19 protein-coding genes are annotated in these 18,424 nt (G+C 39.6%); 10 read left to right on the top strand and 9 right to left on the bottom strand.

The window, feature by feature from the left end; translation table 11 throughout:
• Positions 1 to 103 precede the first annotated feature (103 nt).
• On the bottom strand, positions 104 to 1,252 hold the full coding sequence (locus HYD28_13205; GenBank protein ID QLE09828.1) for a beta-lactamase family protein: 1,149 nt from the start codon (positions 1,250 to 1,252) through the stop codon (positions 104 to 106).
• A gap of 115 nt (positions 1,253 to 1,367) precedes the next feature.
• Between HYD28_13205 and HYD28_13210 the strand changes: the two genes are divergently transcribed.
• The 6 genes from HYD28_13210 (at position 1,368) to HYD28_13235 (ending at position 7,116) form a co-directional block, all read left to right on the top strand.
• Positions 1,368 to 2,174 carry a hypothetical protein gene (locus HYD28_13210; GenBank protein QLE09829.1) on the top strand — a complete coding sequence of 269 codons (807 nt, stop codon included), beginning with the start codon at positions 1,368 to 1,370 and terminating at the stop codon, positions 2,172 to 2,174.
• Positions 2,175 to 2,339: 165 nt separating this feature from the next.
• The gene (locus tag HYD28_13215; protein QLE09830.1) at positions 2,340 to 3,179 is read left to right on the top strand and encodes a MipA/OmpV family protein; all 840 of its coding nucleotides are present in this window, start codon (positions 2,340 to 2,342) and stop codon (positions 3,177 to 3,179) included.
• Positions 3,169 to 3,570, top strand: a complete 402-nt coding sequence (locus HYD28_13220; GenBank protein ID QLE09831.1) for a DUF3019 domain-containing protein — start codon at positions 3,169 to 3,171, stop codon at positions 3,568 to 3,570. The genes HYD28_13215 and HYD28_13220 overlap by 11 nt, the downstream gene beginning before the upstream one ends.
• A 13-nt stretch (positions 3,571 to 3,583) precedes the next feature.
• The gene (locus tag HYD28_13225; protein QLE09832.1) at positions 3,584 to 4,288 is read left to right on the top strand and encodes a response regulator transcription factor; all 705 of its coding nucleotides are present in this window, start codon (positions 3,584 to 3,586) and stop codon (positions 4,286 to 4,288) included.
• Positions 4,289 to 4,300: 12 nt separating this feature from the next.
• Complete coding sequence (locus tag HYD28_13230) at positions 4,301 to 5,590, top strand: ATP-binding protein (protein QLE09833.1); 1,290 nt, start codon at positions 4,301 to 4,303, stop codon at positions 5,588 to 5,590.
• A gap of 173 nt (positions 5,591 to 5,763) precedes the next feature.
• Positions 5,764 to 7,116, top strand: coding sequence for a sodium-dependent transporter (locus tag HYD28_13235; protein ID QLE09834.1), 1,353 nt, complete (start codon positions 5,764 to 5,766; stop codon positions 7,114 to 7,116).
• Positions 7,117 to 7,140: 24 nt separating this feature from the next.
• Here HYD28_13235 and HYD28_13240 read toward each other — a convergent pair whose 3' ends face one another.
• Complete coding sequence (locus HYD28_13240; protein ID QLE09835.1) at positions 7,141 to 7,578, bottom strand: GNAT family N-acetyltransferase; 438 nt, start codon at positions 7,576 to 7,578, stop codon at positions 7,141 to 7,143.
• A 69-nt stretch (positions 7,579 to 7,647) separates the two neighbouring features.
• Positions 7,648 to 8,391, bottom strand: a complete 744-nt coding sequence (locus HYD28_13245; GenBank protein ID QLE09836.1) for a sporulation protein — start codon at positions 8,389 to 8,391, stop codon at positions 7,648 to 7,650.
• Between the two features lie 221 nt (positions 8,392 to 8,612).
• Between HYD28_13245 and HYD28_13250 the strand changes: the two genes are divergently transcribed.
• The 3 genes from HYD28_13250 to HYD28_13260 all read left to right on the top strand — a co-directional run bounded on the left by HYD28_13250 (position 8,613) and on the right by HYD28_13260 (position 11,103).
• A complete protein-coding gene (locus HYD28_13250; protein QLE09837.1) occupies positions 8,613 to 10,184 on the top strand; it encodes a cation:proton antiporter in 1,572 nt (523 codons plus the stop codon).
• Between the two features lie 283 nt (positions 10,185 to 10,467).
• Positions 10,468 to 10,749, top strand: coding sequence for a hypothetical protein (locus HYD28_13255; protein QLE09838.1), 282 nt, complete (start codon positions 10,468 to 10,470; stop codon positions 10,747 to 10,749).
• A 138-nt stretch (positions 10,750 to 10,887) separates the two neighbouring features.
• Positions 10,888 to 11,103 carry a DUF3820 family protein gene (locus HYD28_13260; GenBank protein QLE09839.1) on the top strand — a complete coding sequence of 72 codons (216 nt, stop codon included), beginning with the start codon at positions 10,888 to 10,890 and terminating at the stop codon, positions 11,101 to 11,103.
• Between the two features lie 131 nt (positions 11,104 to 11,234).
• Here HYD28_13260 and HYD28_13265 read toward each other — a convergent pair whose 3' ends face one another.
• The 6 genes from HYD28_13265 to ilvY form a co-directional block, all read right to left on the bottom strand.
• Positions 11,235 to 12,476 (bottom strand): ATP-binding protein, encoded by a 1,242-nt coding sequence (locus HYD28_13265; GenBank protein QLE09840.1) that lies wholly within the window; start codon positions 12,474 to 12,476, stop codon positions 11,235 to 11,237.
• A 6-nt stretch (positions 12,477 to 12,482) separates the two neighbouring features.
• On the bottom strand, positions 12,483 to 13,175 hold the full coding sequence (locus tag HYD28_13270; protein QLE09841.1) for a response regulator: 693 nt from the start codon (positions 13,173 to 13,175) through the stop codon (positions 12,483 to 12,485).
• Positions 13,176 to 13,189: 14 nt separating this feature from the next.
• A complete protein-coding gene (locus HYD28_13275; protein QLE09842.1) occupies positions 13,190 to 13,576 on the bottom strand; it encodes a DUF3019 domain-containing protein in 387 nt (128 codons plus the stop codon).
• A 1-nt stretch (position 13,577) separates the two neighbouring features.
• Positions 13,578 to 14,411: a MipA/OmpV family protein gene (locus tag HYD28_13280; GenBank protein ID QLE10564.1), complete on the bottom strand. Its 834-nt coding sequence runs from the start codon at positions 14,409 to 14,411 to the stop codon at positions 13,578 to 13,580.
• Positions 14,412 to 14,579: 168 nt separating this feature from the next.
• The gene (locus HYD28_13285; protein ID QLE09843.1) at positions 14,580 to 15,629 is read right to left on the bottom strand and encodes a GGDEF domain-containing protein; all 1,050 of its coding nucleotides are present in this window, start codon (positions 15,627 to 15,629) and stop codon (positions 14,580 to 14,582) included.
• 202 nt (positions 15,630 to 15,831) lie between these two features.
• Positions 15,832 to 16,734, bottom strand: a complete 903-nt coding sequence (gene ilvY / locus HYD28_13290; GenBank protein QLE09844.1) for an HTH-type transcriptional activator IlvY — start codon at positions 16,732 to 16,734, stop codon at positions 15,832 to 15,834.
• 146 nt (positions 16,735 to 16,880) lie between these two features.
• Here ilvY and ilvC point away from each other — a divergent pair, with 146 nt between their 5' ends.
• Positions 16,881 to 18,353, top strand: coding sequence for a ketol-acid reductoisomerase (ilvC, locus tag HYD28_13295; protein QLE09845.1), 1,473 nt, complete (start codon positions 16,881 to 16,883; stop codon positions 18,351 to 18,353).
• The last annotated feature ends 71 nt before the right edge of the window (positions 18,354 to 18,424 follow it).

Here is an 18,424-nt window from a genome sequence, read left to right on the forward strand (position 1 = left end):
TAACCCGAGGAAATCTTGAATCAAGGAAAAGCCAGCAAAAATGCTGGCTTTTTTGTAGGCAAAAAAATTTTGCATTAATTTGTAACTAAACTTTTTACCTAGGTTATTTTTGCTCACGAGTGTATTTCAGTACCCGATTGATAAACTCAGTGGTTAACTCATTAATTAACCCGGTTTCAGCATTGAGAACTAAGCTAAACCCTATGTTCAGATGAGGAAACACAACAATATCGCTGCGATAACCTTGCACCCAGCCACTATGGTAATACAGCAGTTCATCATCATAGTTATATACACGCCAACCCAATCCATAATAAGCATCTTTGACATGACTACGCCAAACTCTACGACGAGTTTCCTTTTTAGTATGTGTATAAGGGCGTGTTTGCTTAATAAGTGCTTCTAGAGGTAACACGTCAGGATACTGCCCTAACTGCGCATTCAACCAAATAGCCATATCATTTGCGCTGGCATTGACACCTGCAGCGGCAGGTACCTTATAATAGTTTTTCTTTAATCGTGAAGTATACCAACGCTTTCTTCCACGAACATGAGGGTGAGCATAATTATCATCTCTTACCATCCCCTCAAAACCAACACTGGCATCCACCATTTTCAAGGGAGCAAATATATACTCTGAAATCCAGTGCGAGTAATCCATCTGTGTTGATTGATAAATTACAGAATCAATCAAGCTAAACATCACATTTTGATAACCGTAGCACTCGCTTGGTTTACAGATAGGTTCAACAGTCAATAACCGCTCAACAATGTCTGGGTAGCTCATACGCGACTCAATAAGGTTATCGTATGCATTAGGTACTAAGCCACTTGAGTGACTAAGGATGTGATAGATTTTTAAGTCATCTTTATAAGCTGTATTAGAAAAAGCAGGAATAAACTTACTTATTGGGTCGTCAATATTAAACTCACCTTGTGCTGCAAGTTTTGCGGTCAACGAGCCGGCAAAAGTTTTTGATACTGACGCTAATCGAAAACGTGTGTGTTTATCAACTTTGCGACCTTTTTCTATTTTTGTTCGGCCAATACCACGAATAAAATCTTCATTACCAATATTTACAATCGCCAATGAACCACCTGGGATCCCTTTGCTTTTTAGTTTTCGGGTTAGGTGTTTATTATAGTCAGCAACGAAACTTTGCCACTGTTTGTCACTCGAAGTAGCTTCACCACTCACCACAAGCAGTAATAAAGAAAAAAGAAAAAGAATTAAAGATGAGCTGTACTTCATTATTTATTTTTTTAAGTCTGTTTGGGAAGTTTCTCATAACATAATATCATGAACTTTTGCCTCGACTAACGTACAATACGCTTAATCTTAACTTTTTATGGGTAGACTATTTTTCATGCGCTTACTTGTGGTTTTGTTTTTTACTTTAATTTCAGTTGGTTGCGCTCTAAAACCTGAACCAGCTCCGTTACTTTCAATGCCTAAGAAACCAAGCTTACAAAGCCAACGCTTTCAAGTTGAGTACCAAACAGAGCATGCTGCGCCTAAAGTAAAGTCAGTACAATTACCTGCACATGTGGTTAGTACACATCAAACTGTTGTCATTGTTGCTGATAAAACCAGTGTAACAGATACGCTTTACGGGCAGCTGGCCGAAGCACTCACAGCAAAGCAATTAAAGGTTGTAGAAGAAGGTGCACAAGCAGACTATACCCTTTCAATTCACCAGCTTGATCTTGAATTGATTGAAGACACAGAATACCAATTAGTAAAACCTGAAAAGCCATTGCCTTTATTTGATGAAGTAGCAAAACAGTTCCCGGTTCAAAAGTGTGCAACTATTTTAGGCCAAGTGAGTATGCGTCTGACTCATAAAAAAACCGGTGATGTTGTTTGGTTCGCAAAATCATCGATTGATAGTGCAAGTTTTCATCGTGAGCCACTTATCTATAGTTTTGAACAGCAACAGTTAATAAAGAATGAACTTGAAGTAGCGAGTTTTGTGCACGAGCAAAACTCAGAACAAGCTCGGATGGAGCGTATTAATAAAGAAGTCACTATTCCTGCTTATCAGACCTTCACACAAGTGAACGCGTTTAAAAAAGAGCAAGGCCCGTGTAACCGTACAGAAATTAGTGCTCTAACACCTATGATGCAGTACTACTTGAGCAGTATTTTAATCGATAAAATTAAAGTTCAGTAAAACTCATTAGCTGTTTGCCTACCCATAGGCAAACAGCGCCCTCCTTGAATTTGCAACACTTTCTTACACTTCCAATTCCTACTAATACATTTTTTTACAGATTACAGGAACTCCTTAACAATATACTATAAGCTATTACCCTTTCTAACAGACAAGGAAGCAACGTTGCGAGCTCATAGTGCCCTATTATTGATATGTTTAACCCTGCTTAGTACCACAAGCCGAGCTAGTAATCGCTATTATGCAGATAATACTTTAGAACCAAGCCAAGGTTTTGCATGGGACTGGGGCATAGGTCTAGGTTACTACATTGAAGATTCTTACCTTGTTGGCATGGATTCATACAATGATGGTATAGAGCCAGATGTTCACCTCGCCGTTTCTTACGACCGTTTTTATCTTGATTACGATCAGAGCCAACTCAGTGGTGGTTTAACACTCGGTTACAGTGTTATCGATAAATTTGAATGGGGCTTAGATATTGTTGGCACGAACATTCAATCTGGATTTGATGAAACAGGCTTAAACATTTATGGCAACGATGTGATTGAAGAGCTCAAAGGGATTAGAGCTAGAGACTACGATTTTGATGTAGGGCTGCGTTTATCGCGTCGCTTTGAGAATTCACAAATTTCATTTGAGTATTTACACGATGTGTCAGGTGCGCATAATGGTTGGGTAATGAATTCATTTTTTAGTCAAATTATCCCTTGGCGAAATTGGGAATTTCGCTCAGGCGTTGGCTTGAGTGCCTATTCAAATGACTTTACAGATTATTACTTTGGCATTTCAGACGCAGAAGCATTGGATACACGCCCAGCATATAACCCAGATACCTCTTACAGCCTTATTTTTGAATTTCACGCAGAATACCCCATCAATAGGCACTGGGTATTTTTAACTGGCTGGCTATCAACTTGGTTTTCAAATGATATCCACCAAAGCCCTATTATCTCTCAAGAATATCAGCATAAAGCCAAGGTAGGCGTGCGTTATGTTTTCTAAGTATTACTTGTGCTTTATCTTCTTGGTGTCAGGGCCCTTATTCGCCAAGCAGCAGTTAGAAGCTGATCAGACAACCGAAAGTGCACTAGTTGCACTACCAGATACCTGTGTAGCGCTGCGTGAAGGCAGAAATTGTTATGCCGAAGTTGATATTACATGGCACCAGCAGCAAGTTGGTAATTACTGCTTACGTAACGCACAAAGCAAGCACATAATGCAATGCTGGTTAATGCAACAAAAGGGCTTATTTAGATACCAATTTGATTCAGCAGAAACCATAGGTTTTGAACTTATAAGTAGTGATAACGGTAAGGTTGTTGCAAGCACTGAAATACAATTACAGTGGGTCTATCAAAATCGTCAGAAGAAACGTCGTTGGCGACTGTTCTAAGCAGGAGTAAAAAATGGAACATTACGGAACTATCTTATTAGTAGAAGATGATATCTCGCTCGCCAACTGGGTTGCGGAATACTTAATTGAGCAAGGCTATCAAACGACTATATGCCAACGCGGTGACCTAGTAGTTGAGCAAGTACGTAAAACAAATCCAGACTTAGTGTTGTTAGATATTATGCTACCAGGTCAAGACGGTATTAGTGTGTGTCGCGATTTAAGGCATTTTTATCAAGCTCCGATTATTATGCTAACTGCACGTGATGATGAAATGGATGAAGTTATAGGCCTCGAAGTGGGTGCCAGCGACTATATGATGAAACCAGTTCGCCCTCGCGCTTTATTAGCACGTATTAAAGCTGCACTTCGTTCTAAAACCGACACGCATGAAGCTGCAAACTCTGAGCTTATAAGTGTTGGTAAATTATCAATTAACACTGAATCACGCACGGTTTACTTGGCTAACGACGAGGTACATATTTCAAGCGCTGAATATTTACTGCTAAACTATTTAGCAAGCAATGCAGGTCAGGTGGTATCTCGTGATGCGGTGTTTAAGGCAACGAAAGGTCGAGAGTATGATGGCTTGGACAGAAGTGTAGATGTACTCATTTCCTCATTAAGAAAAAAATTTAATGATGACCCACAGCACCCTGAAAAAATTAAAACCATTTGGGGCAAAGGCTATTTACTTGTTGCCACTGCTTGGCAATAACGACTAGCGCCTGTGAAAAAGTTTTATATTTCGCTACTTGGTAGCGCTTTGCTTTCAATCATTGTTTTGGGCTGGCTAATTGATGCTTTTAGCCAACAAACCCAGGCACCTCAGGATGTGTTTTCTAGCGAAACGAAAATGATCAAAGGTTTTGCAAAGCAACTGGCTAAACTTGACGCGAAGCAACGAGAGCACGCTATTGCAGAGTTTAATCAAGACTTTTCTGTACAACTTGAGTATCGACCAACCCAATCCCTTGCGCTGCCTTACTCATTATTAGCTCAAATAACTCAGCCAAGTGGTCTCATTCTAGAAGATCAGCAAGGCTATTATTTGCTTTACAGTGAAGCAGCCCTTGATACTCATCATATAAAAATGCGACTAGACAAAGACTTAACTCATGAACAAGGTAACGATGTATTACTTACCTTGTTATTCTACACTGGGTTATGTGTATTTATGGGCTTCATTATTGCACCACTTGCAAAGCGTTTAAGCGTATTAAACGAGGCGGCACAACGCTTTGCAAAAGGTGATTTAAAAAGTCGCATTCAATTATCACACTTTACTTATATCAAAGATGTTGAACTGACATTTAACCGCATGGCAAACCAAATAGAAAAACTCCTTGAAGAGAATAAGTTAATGGCATCGAGCTTATCTCATGATATTCGCACACCTATAGCTTGTTTACGATTTGGTTTAGAAGCGGCACAAGACTGTCCAAGTGAAGAAAAGCGCCTTGAATATCTTGCACGCATGGAAAACGACTTAGATCAAATGGAGTCTATGTTAAAAAGTTATCTGGCATTTGCAACACTTGAGCAAAAATCTAATCAGCTAACGTTTAACCACTCTGATCTGCAAACTTATATTCTAACTTTAATTCATCAAATAGAACCTAAGCTTGAGCAACGCGGTTTACGAATCAGTCACCGAGTTAAAGTTGGTGATATTTGTGCTGATTTACACTGGTTAGCACGCGCCATTGTTAATCTATTAAGTAATGCCTGTGACTTTGCAGAGTCTGAAATTTCAATCAGTGCAACCAGTACTAATGAGTGCATCACTATAAGTATTGAAGATGACGGCCCTGGTGTGAGCGAACAAAATTGGCAAAAAGTATTTAGCCCATTCTTTCAAGAACAAACGCACCGTAATCGCGATGGAGAAAGCTACGGGCTAGGTCTTGCTATCGTGGCTAAAGTCGCTGATTGGCACCACGGCACGGTCGAAGTATCAAAAAGTAAGCAGCTAGGTGGCGCCTGTTTTAGCATAACAATCCAAAATAAAAGCCAATAAACATGTTTCATTTGTGTTAATTGTTTCGTATTGTAATGCGCAATTGCACGAATTCTACGCTGACAACTCGCACACAACGAAGAACAACCAAAATGCGGATGATTAACCCTTTTTATTTAGTGTTAATTCGAGTAGATTGTCAGCGCCGTCACAAATAGAGAAGTAACAATAATATGAGCGCATCACGTGGGGAGTTCAGCTCCCGCTTTGGATTTATTATGGCTGCAGCAGGCTCTGCTGTTGGCTTAGGAAATATTTGGGGTTTCCCAACACAAACTGCAAGTAATGGCGGTGCCGCGTTTTTAGTGGCTTATTTAGTGTTAGCATTTTGTCTTGCTTATCCTGCTTTAATGGCTGAGTTAGTAATTGGTCGTCATGGTCAAGCTAATGCCGTCACTTCACTTCGAAAAGTAACGAATCAAGCATGGCAAAAGAAGTTCGCCTTCGTGGTGGGTTTTGGCGGTATTATTTGTGCGGGTCTCATCTTAAGCTTCTATGCGATTGTGGCAGGCTGGATGTTGAGCGCAACCCTCGAACCCGTTGCACAATTAGCCGGTCAAGAACAAGCTGGCACTTGGCTTAGTGAGCAGTCACTATCAAGAAACCTTATATTTACTGCTGGATTTATTATTCTAACCGTCTCTATTATCTCTAAGGGTGTAGAAAACGGCATCGAAAAATGGTCTAAACGCTTAATGCCTGCCCTTTTAGGTATTTTGTTTATGCTAATCATCTATGTAATGACGCAAGAAGGCGCGATGGAAGGCCTAAAAGCGTATTTAGTGCCAGACTTTTCATCGATTTTAAACCCAGAGTTATTAGTGAATGCGTTAGGACAGGCGTTTTTCTCATTGTCGCTTGGTACCAGCGTAATGATTATCTACGGCTCATACATAAGCAAAAAAGAGAATTTAGTATCGCTAGGTGCGTATGTTACTTTAATCGATGTGTTCATTGCCTTTGTAGCTGGTTTATTGATTATTCCAGCTATGTATGTTGCACAAGCGCAAGGCGTACAAATTTTTTCTGCTGAAGGTGCCCTACTTTCTGAAGATACCTTGGTATTCCAAGTGCTACCAGCATTATTCACTAGCATGGGTGATGTAGGTATTTTTATTGGCTTTGCTTTTTTTGCTTTAATGAGTATTGCCGCATTAACGTCATCAATCTCGATGCTAGAAGCACCTGTTTCTTATGCAGTTGAGCGCTTTGCTTTGAAACGTGTTCAAGCTACTTGGATCATCGGTGGTATCATTGCACTCGTTAGTTTTACAATCGTATTTAACCTAAGCACGTTATTTGGTTTTGTAATTACTTTAACCACTAAGATTGGGCAGCCTATTCTAGGCTTAATGTGTTGTATTTTTGTCGGTTGGATTTGGCATCGTGCGTCTTTACTAAAAGAAATTCAACAAGGATGCCCAGAAGCTGCAAACAGCTTCTTCTGGAAAGTATGGCCATGGTACATTAAGTTCATTTGTCCACTTGCCATTGCATTGGTATTTGCTAACTCATTATTAAATTAACAAATTACGGAGGTAGCCATTTGGCTACCTCAAACACATATCCTGGTGTGGAATGCCATCTTCTAAATAATCATCCCCCACATTTACAAAGTCAAATTGCTGATAAAACCCGGTTAAATAGCACTGAGCACCAATCATGATCGCTTTATCTGGCCAATGTTTTTTACAAGTATCTATCGCGGTTTGCACTAGTTTAGTTGCCAACCCATCACCACGAAATTGCTCTGCAACCAGCACTCGACCAAATGCGCTAAATTGCTCATTCTTTTTATAGCAACGTGCATAGGCAGCTACCTGCTGAGCTTTAAACAAAAATATATGCTGAGTAAGCTCATTGTTATCAACTTCGTCAATTTCTGGGTAAGGACAGGTTTGCTCTACAACAAATACATCAACCCGCGCCCGTAAAATGGCGAATAACTCATCTTTACTGAGTTCGCTATAACTTTTAATAGAAAACATAACGCTCCTTTATGAAGACAAAAAACCCAGCCGTAGCTGGGTTTTAACTAACTAGCCAATAGTTAGTCTTTAAGCAAATAATCGTTCTAGCTGATCACATAGCTGTGACAGATTTACATGATCATGTTCAATGGTTAAATCTACATAACCATCCCCTCTGAAGGCGCGATCAAGTTCGATTAATACATGTGTTTTATGCGCTTCAGGCACAAACGACAACTCAACCTCTTGTAAACCAAAGAGGCTACGGCTATTTGGGCGATATTCTAATTCTTGATAACAACCAGAGTGTGATTGAAAAGTGGGAGCCCTTAAGAAGCCTTTTTCTACATCCGCTTTTACTAGACTGAAGCCCAGTCGATCCATCGCTTCCATAAACGTGCTTACAGCGTCATTAGGATAAATATGCAATGCATCACGGTCTGTTGGATCAAGCGCTAAATCAATGTCTAAGCCAGTTTCAAGCCAAACATGCGATTGGTTATAACCAGCATTAATTTCGGTGATCGGTGTCTCAGAATGAAGGCGAGCTTCAAATGGAATATGTTTTTCAACACCCGCTGCAATTGTGCCTATATCTGTAATACGCCATTTTTCAATAACATGGTTTGTGAAATACTCACCATCTTCGCCATCGACTTTTACACGTGTCATAAGTGCTAGGTCTAAACCCGATATTTCTTGGTCCACATCGCCACCTTTGATGACAATAACGGCATTAAACTTTTGACCCGGTTGTAAATGCTCTGTCTCGAGTACAGTGTCAACTTTTGCTGCACCAATACCTACTGATGCAAGGATTTTCTTAAACATCTATTCTCCTTAAGCCAGCTTCTAACCTATGGCTTAAATTCCTTTGTTAATGCATCTTAACCACAATTAAAAGCTAATGTCAGCGAAAAAATGATGCTTTTGCCGGATTAATCAATAAATCATGTATAAGTGCTTATTTTTTGAACTCCTATTACTCGTTGTTGTTTTCCAACTACGAATATTTCGCTACACTTCAAACAAATGAAGTTAAAAGAACAATTATGGAACTAATCTACTTTGCTACCGCGTTCGTTTGTGGCTTTGCTGTTTACCAGTTAAAGCTGCCTCCTCTTATCGGCTTTTTATTAGCGGGTTTTGCACTCAACCTATATGGATATAAGACAACCGAGCTGCTAAATACCTTGGCAAGTCTTGGTGTTACTTTGTTATTGTTTAGCATTGGTCTTAAACTCAAAGTATCTAACCTAATGAAGCCACAAGTATGGGCGCCAGCCTCAATGCATATTGTTTTGAGTAGCACGCTGTTTAGTGGTTTTATGTTGTTATTAGGTGCCTTAGCACTACCTTTATTTAATGAGCTGACTTGGCAAAGTGCATTATTAGTCGGCTTTGCCTTTAGCTTCTCAAGCACCGTATTTGCAGTAAAAGTACTTGAAGAGCGCGGTGAAATGGCAAGCCTTCATGGTAAAATTGCTATTGGTATCTTAGTTATGCAAGATATCTTTGCGGTTATCTTCTTAGCCATCAGTACAGGTAAAGCCCCAAATATTTGGGCACTGGCATTATTAGTCGGCTTACCAGTTTTAAGACCTGTGATGTTTTGGGTATTAAACCGCTCAAAGCACGGTGAATTATTGCCGCTGTTTGGTTTTTTCTTTGCACTTATTATTGGCTATCAGGCTTTTGAATTCGCGGGCCTTAAGGGTGATTTAGGCGCTTTGATCATTGGTATGATGTTCGCTTCACATAAAAAAGCTGGTGAGTTATCAAAGTCGTTACTTAATTTAAAAGACGTATTATTAGTCGGCTTTTTCTTAAATATTGGCTTGAATGCAGAACTGACAACTCATGCAGTGATCGTTGCAATCATCATTATATTAGTCTTACCATTAAAAGTTGCTCTTTATTATGTGCTAACAAACACATTCAAATTACGTGCTCGTACTTCTTTGTTAAGCGCCTTCAGCTTAGCTAATTATAGTGAGTTTGGCTTAATTGTGTGTGCTGTTGCCGCCACCAGTAATATGATCACCTCTGAGTGGTTGGCAGTGATGGCTATTGCTGTGTCGATCACCTTTATTTTAGCTTCGCCATTAAATAAGCGATCAAATGAAGTTTATGTGAAAATTGAACATTGGCTGCTTAAATTTGAAAGTGATAGTCGTCTTGCTGAAGAGCTGCCCGTAAACCTTAATGATACAAAAATTGTTATATTTGGCATGGGTCGCATTGGTACAGGTGCTTATGAAACAATCAGCCAAACCCATCCAAATCTTGTCGCAGGTATTGATATAAAGCCTGATGTTGTTGATAAACATATCAAACGCGGTCGCCGTGTATTGCTTGCAGACGCCACTGACCCTGATTTCTGGCAGCGTGTAAATCACTCTCATGTAGGGATGGTGATGCTTGCGATGCCGAAGCATATGCAAAATATTTTTGCTTTAGAGCAACTTCGTGCTTCTGGCTATGAAGGTCAGGTTACTGCTATCGCAAACTACCCAGATCAGCAAAAAGAACTAGAAGATATGGGGGTTGACTCGACATATAACTTCTATTTAGAAGCTGGTAGTGGCTTCGCTGAGCATGTAAAACAAAAACTTTTCTCTTAATGTAAAAAAAAATTATCAGTACCTCCAGATGGTACTGATAATTATTTTCACTGTATTCAGTTAGTTGGCTAACTAGTTTTCTTTCCTCAACAACCCCGTCCCCACATTGGGTTAAGCCTATTTACAAAGCTTTACATCCAGATTAGCAATCAGGCTAAAAAAAAGAGTAGAATTAATTCTAAGGTGCTTAGCTAAGTATCTATTTTTAACACAAAAAAGTTTAGCCATGTTGTGATTTCGTTATCTCAAATACAGCGCGGTTAGATTGATTGAGGTTGTTTAAATGAAAAATAAGTTTACCAACGAGTTTTTAGCAAATACGGATGATGCACGTGGTGGGAAACTTTCAGATATTCAGCAGCAACTTGATGAGTTACAAAATAACGGCATGACTGCTTTGGATATTAGAACCGTGCTATTCAACAAGATGCTCGATGTATATCAAGTACCTAGTGATCATTTTCTTCGTGACTGTGAAACACCTGAACGAATCGACGACCCAGCTATTGCCCTCAAGCTAAATAAGCTTGGCTTTACGAAAAAGCGTCGTAACCAACTACACTAATACGCCGTAATTAATTTAGTGGCTGTTATTCTGAGGGCCTACATCCCTCACTAAATAGGCTGTTTCTTGCCCGTCACAGCCTATTTTCTCTCCCCTTTTTACCGTATCATCTAGCTTTAAAATTTCTTTGAGATAAAGATGGATACAGCTCAACTCAAACGCGCCATAAATACTAAGATGCCATTTGGAAAGTATGCTGGTCGCCCTTTATTATTGCTGCCAGAGCCTTATTTGGTGTGGTTTAAACAACAAGGATTTCCTGATTCCCAGTTAGGTGCACAACTAGCGATGATGTATGAAGTGAAGCTCAATGGCCTAGAAAAAATGCTAATGCCATTATTAGATGAAAAATAATTAACCTTTTTTCGAACTTTTATAATTAAGTGCGGTCTATTACTTTGCTACTTGTTTATTTTTGGTTTTAATCTTTAAAAAGCGCCTTAGGCGCTTTTTTTATGCCTGCAAAAATACCTTTAATCTAAGGCTTAATTAGTCTTGAACAAGCGAATCACAAATTTTGCTCCACCTAATGGTGAATCACACACTTCAGACTGCCCTTGATGCCAACTGACAATTTTAGCGACAATTGCAAGACCTAACCCAAAGCCACCTGTTTTCTTATCACGGCTTTTATCTAAACGAGTAAATGGCTTAAAAATACTTTGCCACTCAGATTTAGCGATCCCTGGACCATCGTCTTCAACACTAATTTGTATCGAATCACCTAACTCTTCAAGGCTCACATGAATTTTGTGGTTTGCGTATTTTTGTGCATTGCCTAATAGGTTTTGAATACAACGCGCCATAAAATGCTCGTCACACTCGTAGTAAAGCTGCTTAGGTGCACTCACTGCTACCTCAATGTCAGTAGCAAATTCGAGCTTATTCACCACACTGTTGATAAGCGCAGTAAGGTCACAAGAACGTGGTTTTAAACTCGGTTGATGTGAATCAAGCCGCGCATATTCCAGCATTTCGGAAACTAATGCCTCTAGCTCTGCAATATCAGCCTGCATGTTATCAATGTAAGTATAAGATTTTTCATTCTCAACTTGCTCTTCAAGCATAGCAATTGCAAACTTTAAACGAGCAAGTGGCGTTCTAAACTCATGAGAAACAGAAGAAGTAAGCTCTTGCTGTGCTGCTAGAAGGTATTGGATACGCTCTTGCATCGCATTGAGTGTATCTGTGATTGGCAGGAAAAAGGATTTGGAAGCGTCTTGTAGTTCGAAGTCTTGCGCTCCTCCTACAGCTTCACAAGCAAGTGTGAGTTTATTAAAATCTCGCCATAGTAATAAGCTCCATAGCCCAATAGGCAAACCAATTACTGTTAATAATAAAAAGTAAGGCCAAACTGAGCTAAAATTTGGGTTTTCAACAGAAAGTGGACCTACTTGCAAAAGCTGTGTGTCGTTGATAGCAATATACCAAACCACCTTTTGCTCTTTATTAAACAAATACAGATGATGATCATTTTTGAGCTGTGATTTTAAATCATCTGGTAAAGCAAGGTCTGAGAGATTAATCAATTCGCTTTCATACTCTCGTTCTAGCGAAGCTAAACCATTATCCGTTTGGCTTAATAGCCATAGAGATTTACCAAATTCTTGGTCGAGGGCTATTTGTTGTTGAGTTTCTTCGTAGGGCCATAACTGTTCTATGACCCCACTAACAAGAAACAGAGAAACTATTATATAAAGATATAAGCTTGCAAATAGTTTCCCCATTAATGTTTACATATCCCATGCATCAGATACAAAGAGGTAACCTTGTCCCCAAACTGTTTTAATTCGGTATGGTTTATCACTGTTATCACCTAGCTTCTTGCGGATACGTGATACGCGTACATCAACTGTACGGTCTAAGCCATCATACTGACGGCCAATCATATGCTGGTGCACATGTTCACGGCTTAACACTTCACCTGCATTTGATGCGAGTAACCAAAGTAGCTCAAATTCATGAGAAGTCAGTGTAATTTCACTGCCTTTTAGTGTAACGATGCGGCTAGTTTTATCAATAGTTAAATCACCAAAACTAAGCTCTTCAGGTGCTTTGTTAGTAGCTTGTCCACGACGTAATAACGCATTAATACGCGCTAATAATACACGAGGCTCAGCAGGCTTGATTACATAATCATCTGCGCCGAGCTCCAAACCAATCACTTGGTCAAAGTCTTCACCTTTTGCTGTTAACATTAAAATAGGTAAGCTGAATTTATCACGAACCTGACGACACACACTAAAGCCGTCTTTACCTGGTAACATGACATCTAAAATCATTAGATCAACAGGGTTGTTTTCAAGGTATTCAAATACTTCATCGCCGCGTTCAAGGACCGCAACATCCAACCCATTATGCTGAAGGTAATCACGTGTTAACTGCTGTAAGCCGAGATCATCTTCAACAAGTAAAATCTTTGCCATTGGTTGCTCCTAAATTAAAAAAAGCTCCACGGTGAGCGTAACCTACGCCTCGTTGTTTTTGCTTCGGTGCTTTGCACTTCGACTTTTGCTGTCGCAATTTTACTCCCCGTGTGCGGATTGACTAAGGAGTATATTGTTTCAATCTGAACCCGCGCTTTATGGCTGAAAACCCCTGAACTAGTGTCGTTCCAGCATTGAATTTTCTGATTATTTTGGTACAAACACAAATCTTGAGGCTGTTGACTTTGCCAACTCATTTTTAACTCAAGATCACAAAATTCGTGCTGTTGTAATACAACGCACACTTTTGGTGTGATATCAAACTGAGTCGCTTGTGCATAGCTTGGGGAAGCCCAAATAACAGCAACAAACACACACAGACTAAAAGCAAAATACTTCATATTAAAAAATATGATTGAATCCTATAAATGCAGTCATCGAGTACGTGTGTTCAAAAAGCGGACTGTCATCCACGGCTGAGTAGTCATAATATGCTAAATGAAAACGAAGAGAGTTAGCCTCACTCAGGGGCCAACGGGCGTCGATTTTAGCATAAGGTTGCCAGCTACTGCCAACATCAATTTCCCCATATGAGGACTCTTCTGCCGATAAACCATAAAAATAATCATTTAGTCTGGCTGATTTGTACCAGATCCCTAGGCTAGGTGCGACCGATAAGTTTCCTATACGGTGATGTGATTGCCATTGTAAAGCACTACGCAAACCGTTATAAACTCCGGAAACATCGGTCAACGCTTGTACAGAGATAACATGATTATTTCGAATATAGTGATAACTTAAGCCAGCATCTAAAGCCCAGCGTCTTTTTTTAATATCGCTTGTAGATACAGACTTTTCTGCCAGTTCATTACTGGTGGTCGATTCAACAATAAAACTATTTGATGTTTGCAGTGCAAATATATTACTTGGATGGAAATCTATAAAGAAACGCATCTCAGGGTTGAACTCAGTAACAAAGTTAACGACGTGACTATCACTCTCTTGTAATGAATAACCTAAACGGCCATTATCAAAGAACCATTTTTCACCATAAAAAGCGATTTCAGGCAGCACGAGCAAAGGTAAGTTATCACCTCCATGAAGTGGATTCGTGATCACCCCCGCACCTGTATTAATACTTAGATGCCATTGCTGGGTATCAATCTGTTGATTTGCCACACGGCTTTCACGTTCAGTGCGCGTTGAGTCATCAGCGCTTGCTTGACTCACTAGCATGCCAAATATGGCATAAACCAGTGCGCACATCCTGATCGTTTGAGATTTCATTGTTATTTTACGACCAAAGAAATTTATGCAATAAAAGCATAATATCAAGATGTGAACAAACTGTCGTTGCAAGGTTACAACTATTCACAAATTTGATACATATATCGATTAAGTTTGTTACTCTTCGACGATTTCTATGCGATTGCGACCATGCTCTTTTGCTAAATAAAGCGCTTTATCAGCTTTAGCAATCAGTTGTTCCGGTTTACTATTTTTAGCTTTAATAGCAATACCAAAGCTTGCTGTCACTTGGCTTAACACCTTGTCAGATTTAGGATTTTTAATTTGTAGTTTAGTAACAGCCTGACGTAGTTGCTGGGTAAAGTTAGTCATATCACTAATGCTGGCAAACTGAGCCGTGAAACAAAACTCTTCGCCACCATAACGATAAGCTTGGCCAACACTTGAAACATGCTTAAGTAGTTTTGCTGAAACAGCTCGTAAAACTTGATCTCCTTTTTGGTGACCAAAGGTGTCGTTAAACTGTTTAAAGTGATCGATATCGACCATTGTAAGCACGGCGACTTCAGCTAAATTATTAGTTTGGCAAAATCGCGTTATATCTTCATCAAACTTACCACGATTATAAAGCCCAGTCAGAGGGTCTTTTTCAGCTTTACTTCTTGACCTAACAAGCTCTTGCTTTAGCTCTGTAATTTCGGAGTACGCCATAGCGAGTTGGTTTTGAAAATCTTGCGCACGGCTTTGCAAAGCTGCCGACTCATCACTTAAACGCTCTACACAATCAAGTACATCATCAAAGCCACTTTCTTGGCTTATATCAGCACTCGTTAGTGTTTCACGACACTCTTGCAGCGCCTGATTAAATTCAGTTGAGTAATTTAGTGCTTCGTTAATATCTTGATGTACCTTGCCAACAACATCGTTAAAGCCGCTAGAGAGCTGATAAAATAGTGCCAAGTCATCCCGAGATAAGTACTTATCGAAAAGCCGTTTTGCCTGCTCATGACTACAAGTATTGTGTTGTTTAATAATACTATCGAGCTCTTTACTTAACTTTTGATTTTTATCACTCACATAGCAATACCAAAGCGCATAATTAAGCGGCGTAATTGGCATCTTGTATTTTACCATTAGAGGAATTGCTAGCTTCAGACAATGGCTCGAGTAGCTTAAAGAGTGGTCGGCTTGCGCTGAGAGTATCATGAGTCTAGGCCATGAAAATTTTTATTATTTCAATTAAGTTAACAACACCCAAAGAAAAATCAATGAAAAAGGATTTTGACAGACTAAAACCAGTAAAAACCACGAAAAAATTTTACAAAAACCAATACTAAATAACTAATTAAAGTGTGCGGTTGTATCTATGTAAAAGTTTAAATTAAAGTCAAAGCCACTAGTTATTAAGTTAAATTGCTTGCTGGGTAAGCGATTGAGCAATACTCCAAATCGCGTTGAGTGCAGGATCATGACGCTCTTTATTTAGTACGGCTAGACCAATTTCGAAACCTGCAATAGTTTGTTCTGCATCACTAACAATTTGCACTTTATCTTTGAGCGGGCTGTTATCCAGTACTATTTTTGGCACCATAGCAATACCTAAACCTAGACTCACCATAGAGACCATAGCTTCATGACCTGCAACCTGCGCATATATACGGCCATGAATATTTTTTTTACGCCACCACTGCTCAAGGCGCTGCCTTGATAAACCTTGCTCAGCAACAATAAATTCTAAATCTGACCAATCAATTTGCTCATTTGCTGACAGTTTTTCGCTGATCGGGCACACAATTTTTGGCGCAATCAATACTAGTGGCGAATAACCAACACTAGTAAAGGCAATTTGTCCCGGTAGTTTTGTTGGTTTAGCAGCAATTGCCATATCTTCATGACCATCTAAAACACGATTTATTGCTAATGCAGGGTCACCAGTATTCAAAGTAATTTCAATATATGGGTGCTGCATACGCAGTTGTTCAAGTATTTGATGTAAAAAACTATATGAGGCAGTTACAGAGCAATAAATACTGACATTGCCATAAACATGCTGTTGCGGCTCTTGTACATTAGCTTTAAAACGATGCCAGTTAGCAAGCGTCGCATTAGCGTACTCAATAAATGACTCACCCTCGCGGGTTAATTTTACGGTGCGATTATCCCTATTAAATAACACCACCCCAACCTCTTCTTCGAGTTGCTTGATGTTCCGACTCAAGGTTGGCGCACTGATATGGCAAAGCTCACTGGCTCTTGCAAAGTGTAGCGTCTTTGCTAACGCCAAAAAGTAATTAAGATGTTTATGATCCATACCACCACCATTTCATTTTATGAAATACTTTAATTCAAATATATCATTTTACGCAAGGTAAAAAATTGCATAGTGTTAAGACATACAAAGAACACTACGTCGGTTCTTTGATTTTCTAACAAAATTGTATTTATAGGACACTAACAATGGCGAATTATTTTAATACTCTTCCTTTAAGAGAGCAGTTAGCGCAATTAGCGCAGTGTGAATTTATGGACCCAGCAGAGTTTGCTGATGGTGTAGACGCTTTAAAAGGGAAAAAACTCGTTATTGTCGGTTGTGGCGCACAAGGCCTTAACCAAGGTTTAAATTTACGTGACTCAGGTTTAGATGTTTCTTATACATTGCGTGAATCAGCTATTGCTGAGCGTCGTCAATCTTTCTTAAACGCATCTGAAAATGGTTTTACTGTAGGCACATATGAAGAGCTTATCCCAACAGCAGATGTAGTATTAAACCTAACACCTGATAAACAACATACCGCTGTTGTAAATGCTATTATGCCTTTAATGAAGCAAGGCGCAACGCTTGCTTACTCACATGGTTTCAATATTGTTGAAGAAGGCATGCAAATCCGTGAAGACTTAACGGTTATCATGGTTGCACCTAAGTGCCCTGGATCGGAAGTACGTGAAGAATATAAGCGTGGCTTTGGTGTACCAACATTGATTGCGGTTCACCCAGAAAATGATCCTCAAGGCCATGGCCTAGCTCAAGCTAAAGCTTATGCAGCTGGTACCGGTGGTCATCGTGCTGGCGTATTAAAATCATCATTCATTGCGGAAGTTAAATCTGACTTGATGGGTGAGCAAACGATTCTATGCGGTATGCTACAAACCGGTTCATTACTATGCTTCGACAAAATGGTTGAAAAAGGTATTGATGCAAGCTACGCGTCTAAACTAATCCAATACGGTTGGGAAGTGATCACTGAAGCACTTAAGTATGGCGGTGTTACTAACATGCTTGACCGTTTATCAAATCCAGCAAAAGTAAAAGCATTTGAATTAAGTGAAGAGCTTAAAACAATTATGCGTCCACTTTACAATAAGCATATGGATGACATCATTAGCGGTGAATTTTCTCGTGGCATGATGGCTGATTGGGCTGAAGATGACGCAAAATTACTAGCTTGGCGCGCCGAAACAGCAGAAACCGCATTCGAGAAACAACAAAATACAGATCAAGAAATCAGCGAGCAAGCATTCTTCGACCAAGGTATTTTAATGGTTGCCATGGTTAAAGCAGGTGTTGAGTTGGCCTTCGAAACCATGACTGCGGCAGGTATCATCGCTGAATCTGCTTACTATGAATCACTACACGAAACGCCACTTATCGCGAATACCATTGCTCGTAAGAAGCTTTTCGAAATGAACCGAACTATTTCAGATACTGCAGAGTATGGCTGTTACTTATATAACCACGCGTGTTTACCGTTGCTGCAAGATTTTATGAAAAATATCGATACAGATGTAATTGGTAAAGGTCTTGATAGTGCTAGCAACCAAGTTGATAACCAAACCTTGATTGCCGTGAATAAAGCACTGCGCGAGCACCCGGTTGAAATTATTGGTAGCAAGCTACGTGGTTACATGTCAGCAATGAAGAAAATTGTTTAACCCTGGAAAGTAAGTTTCGCTTGTTAGAAACCAAGCCCAATTGCTTATATGCTTTGGGCTTTTTTTTTGTC

Source organism: Pseudoalteromonas shioyasakiensis (assembly GCA_013391845.1).
GTDB classification, from domain to species: domain Bacteria; phylum Pseudomonadota; class Gammaproteobacteria; order Enterobacterales; family Alteromonadaceae; genus Pseudoalteromonas; species Pseudoalteromonas apostichopi.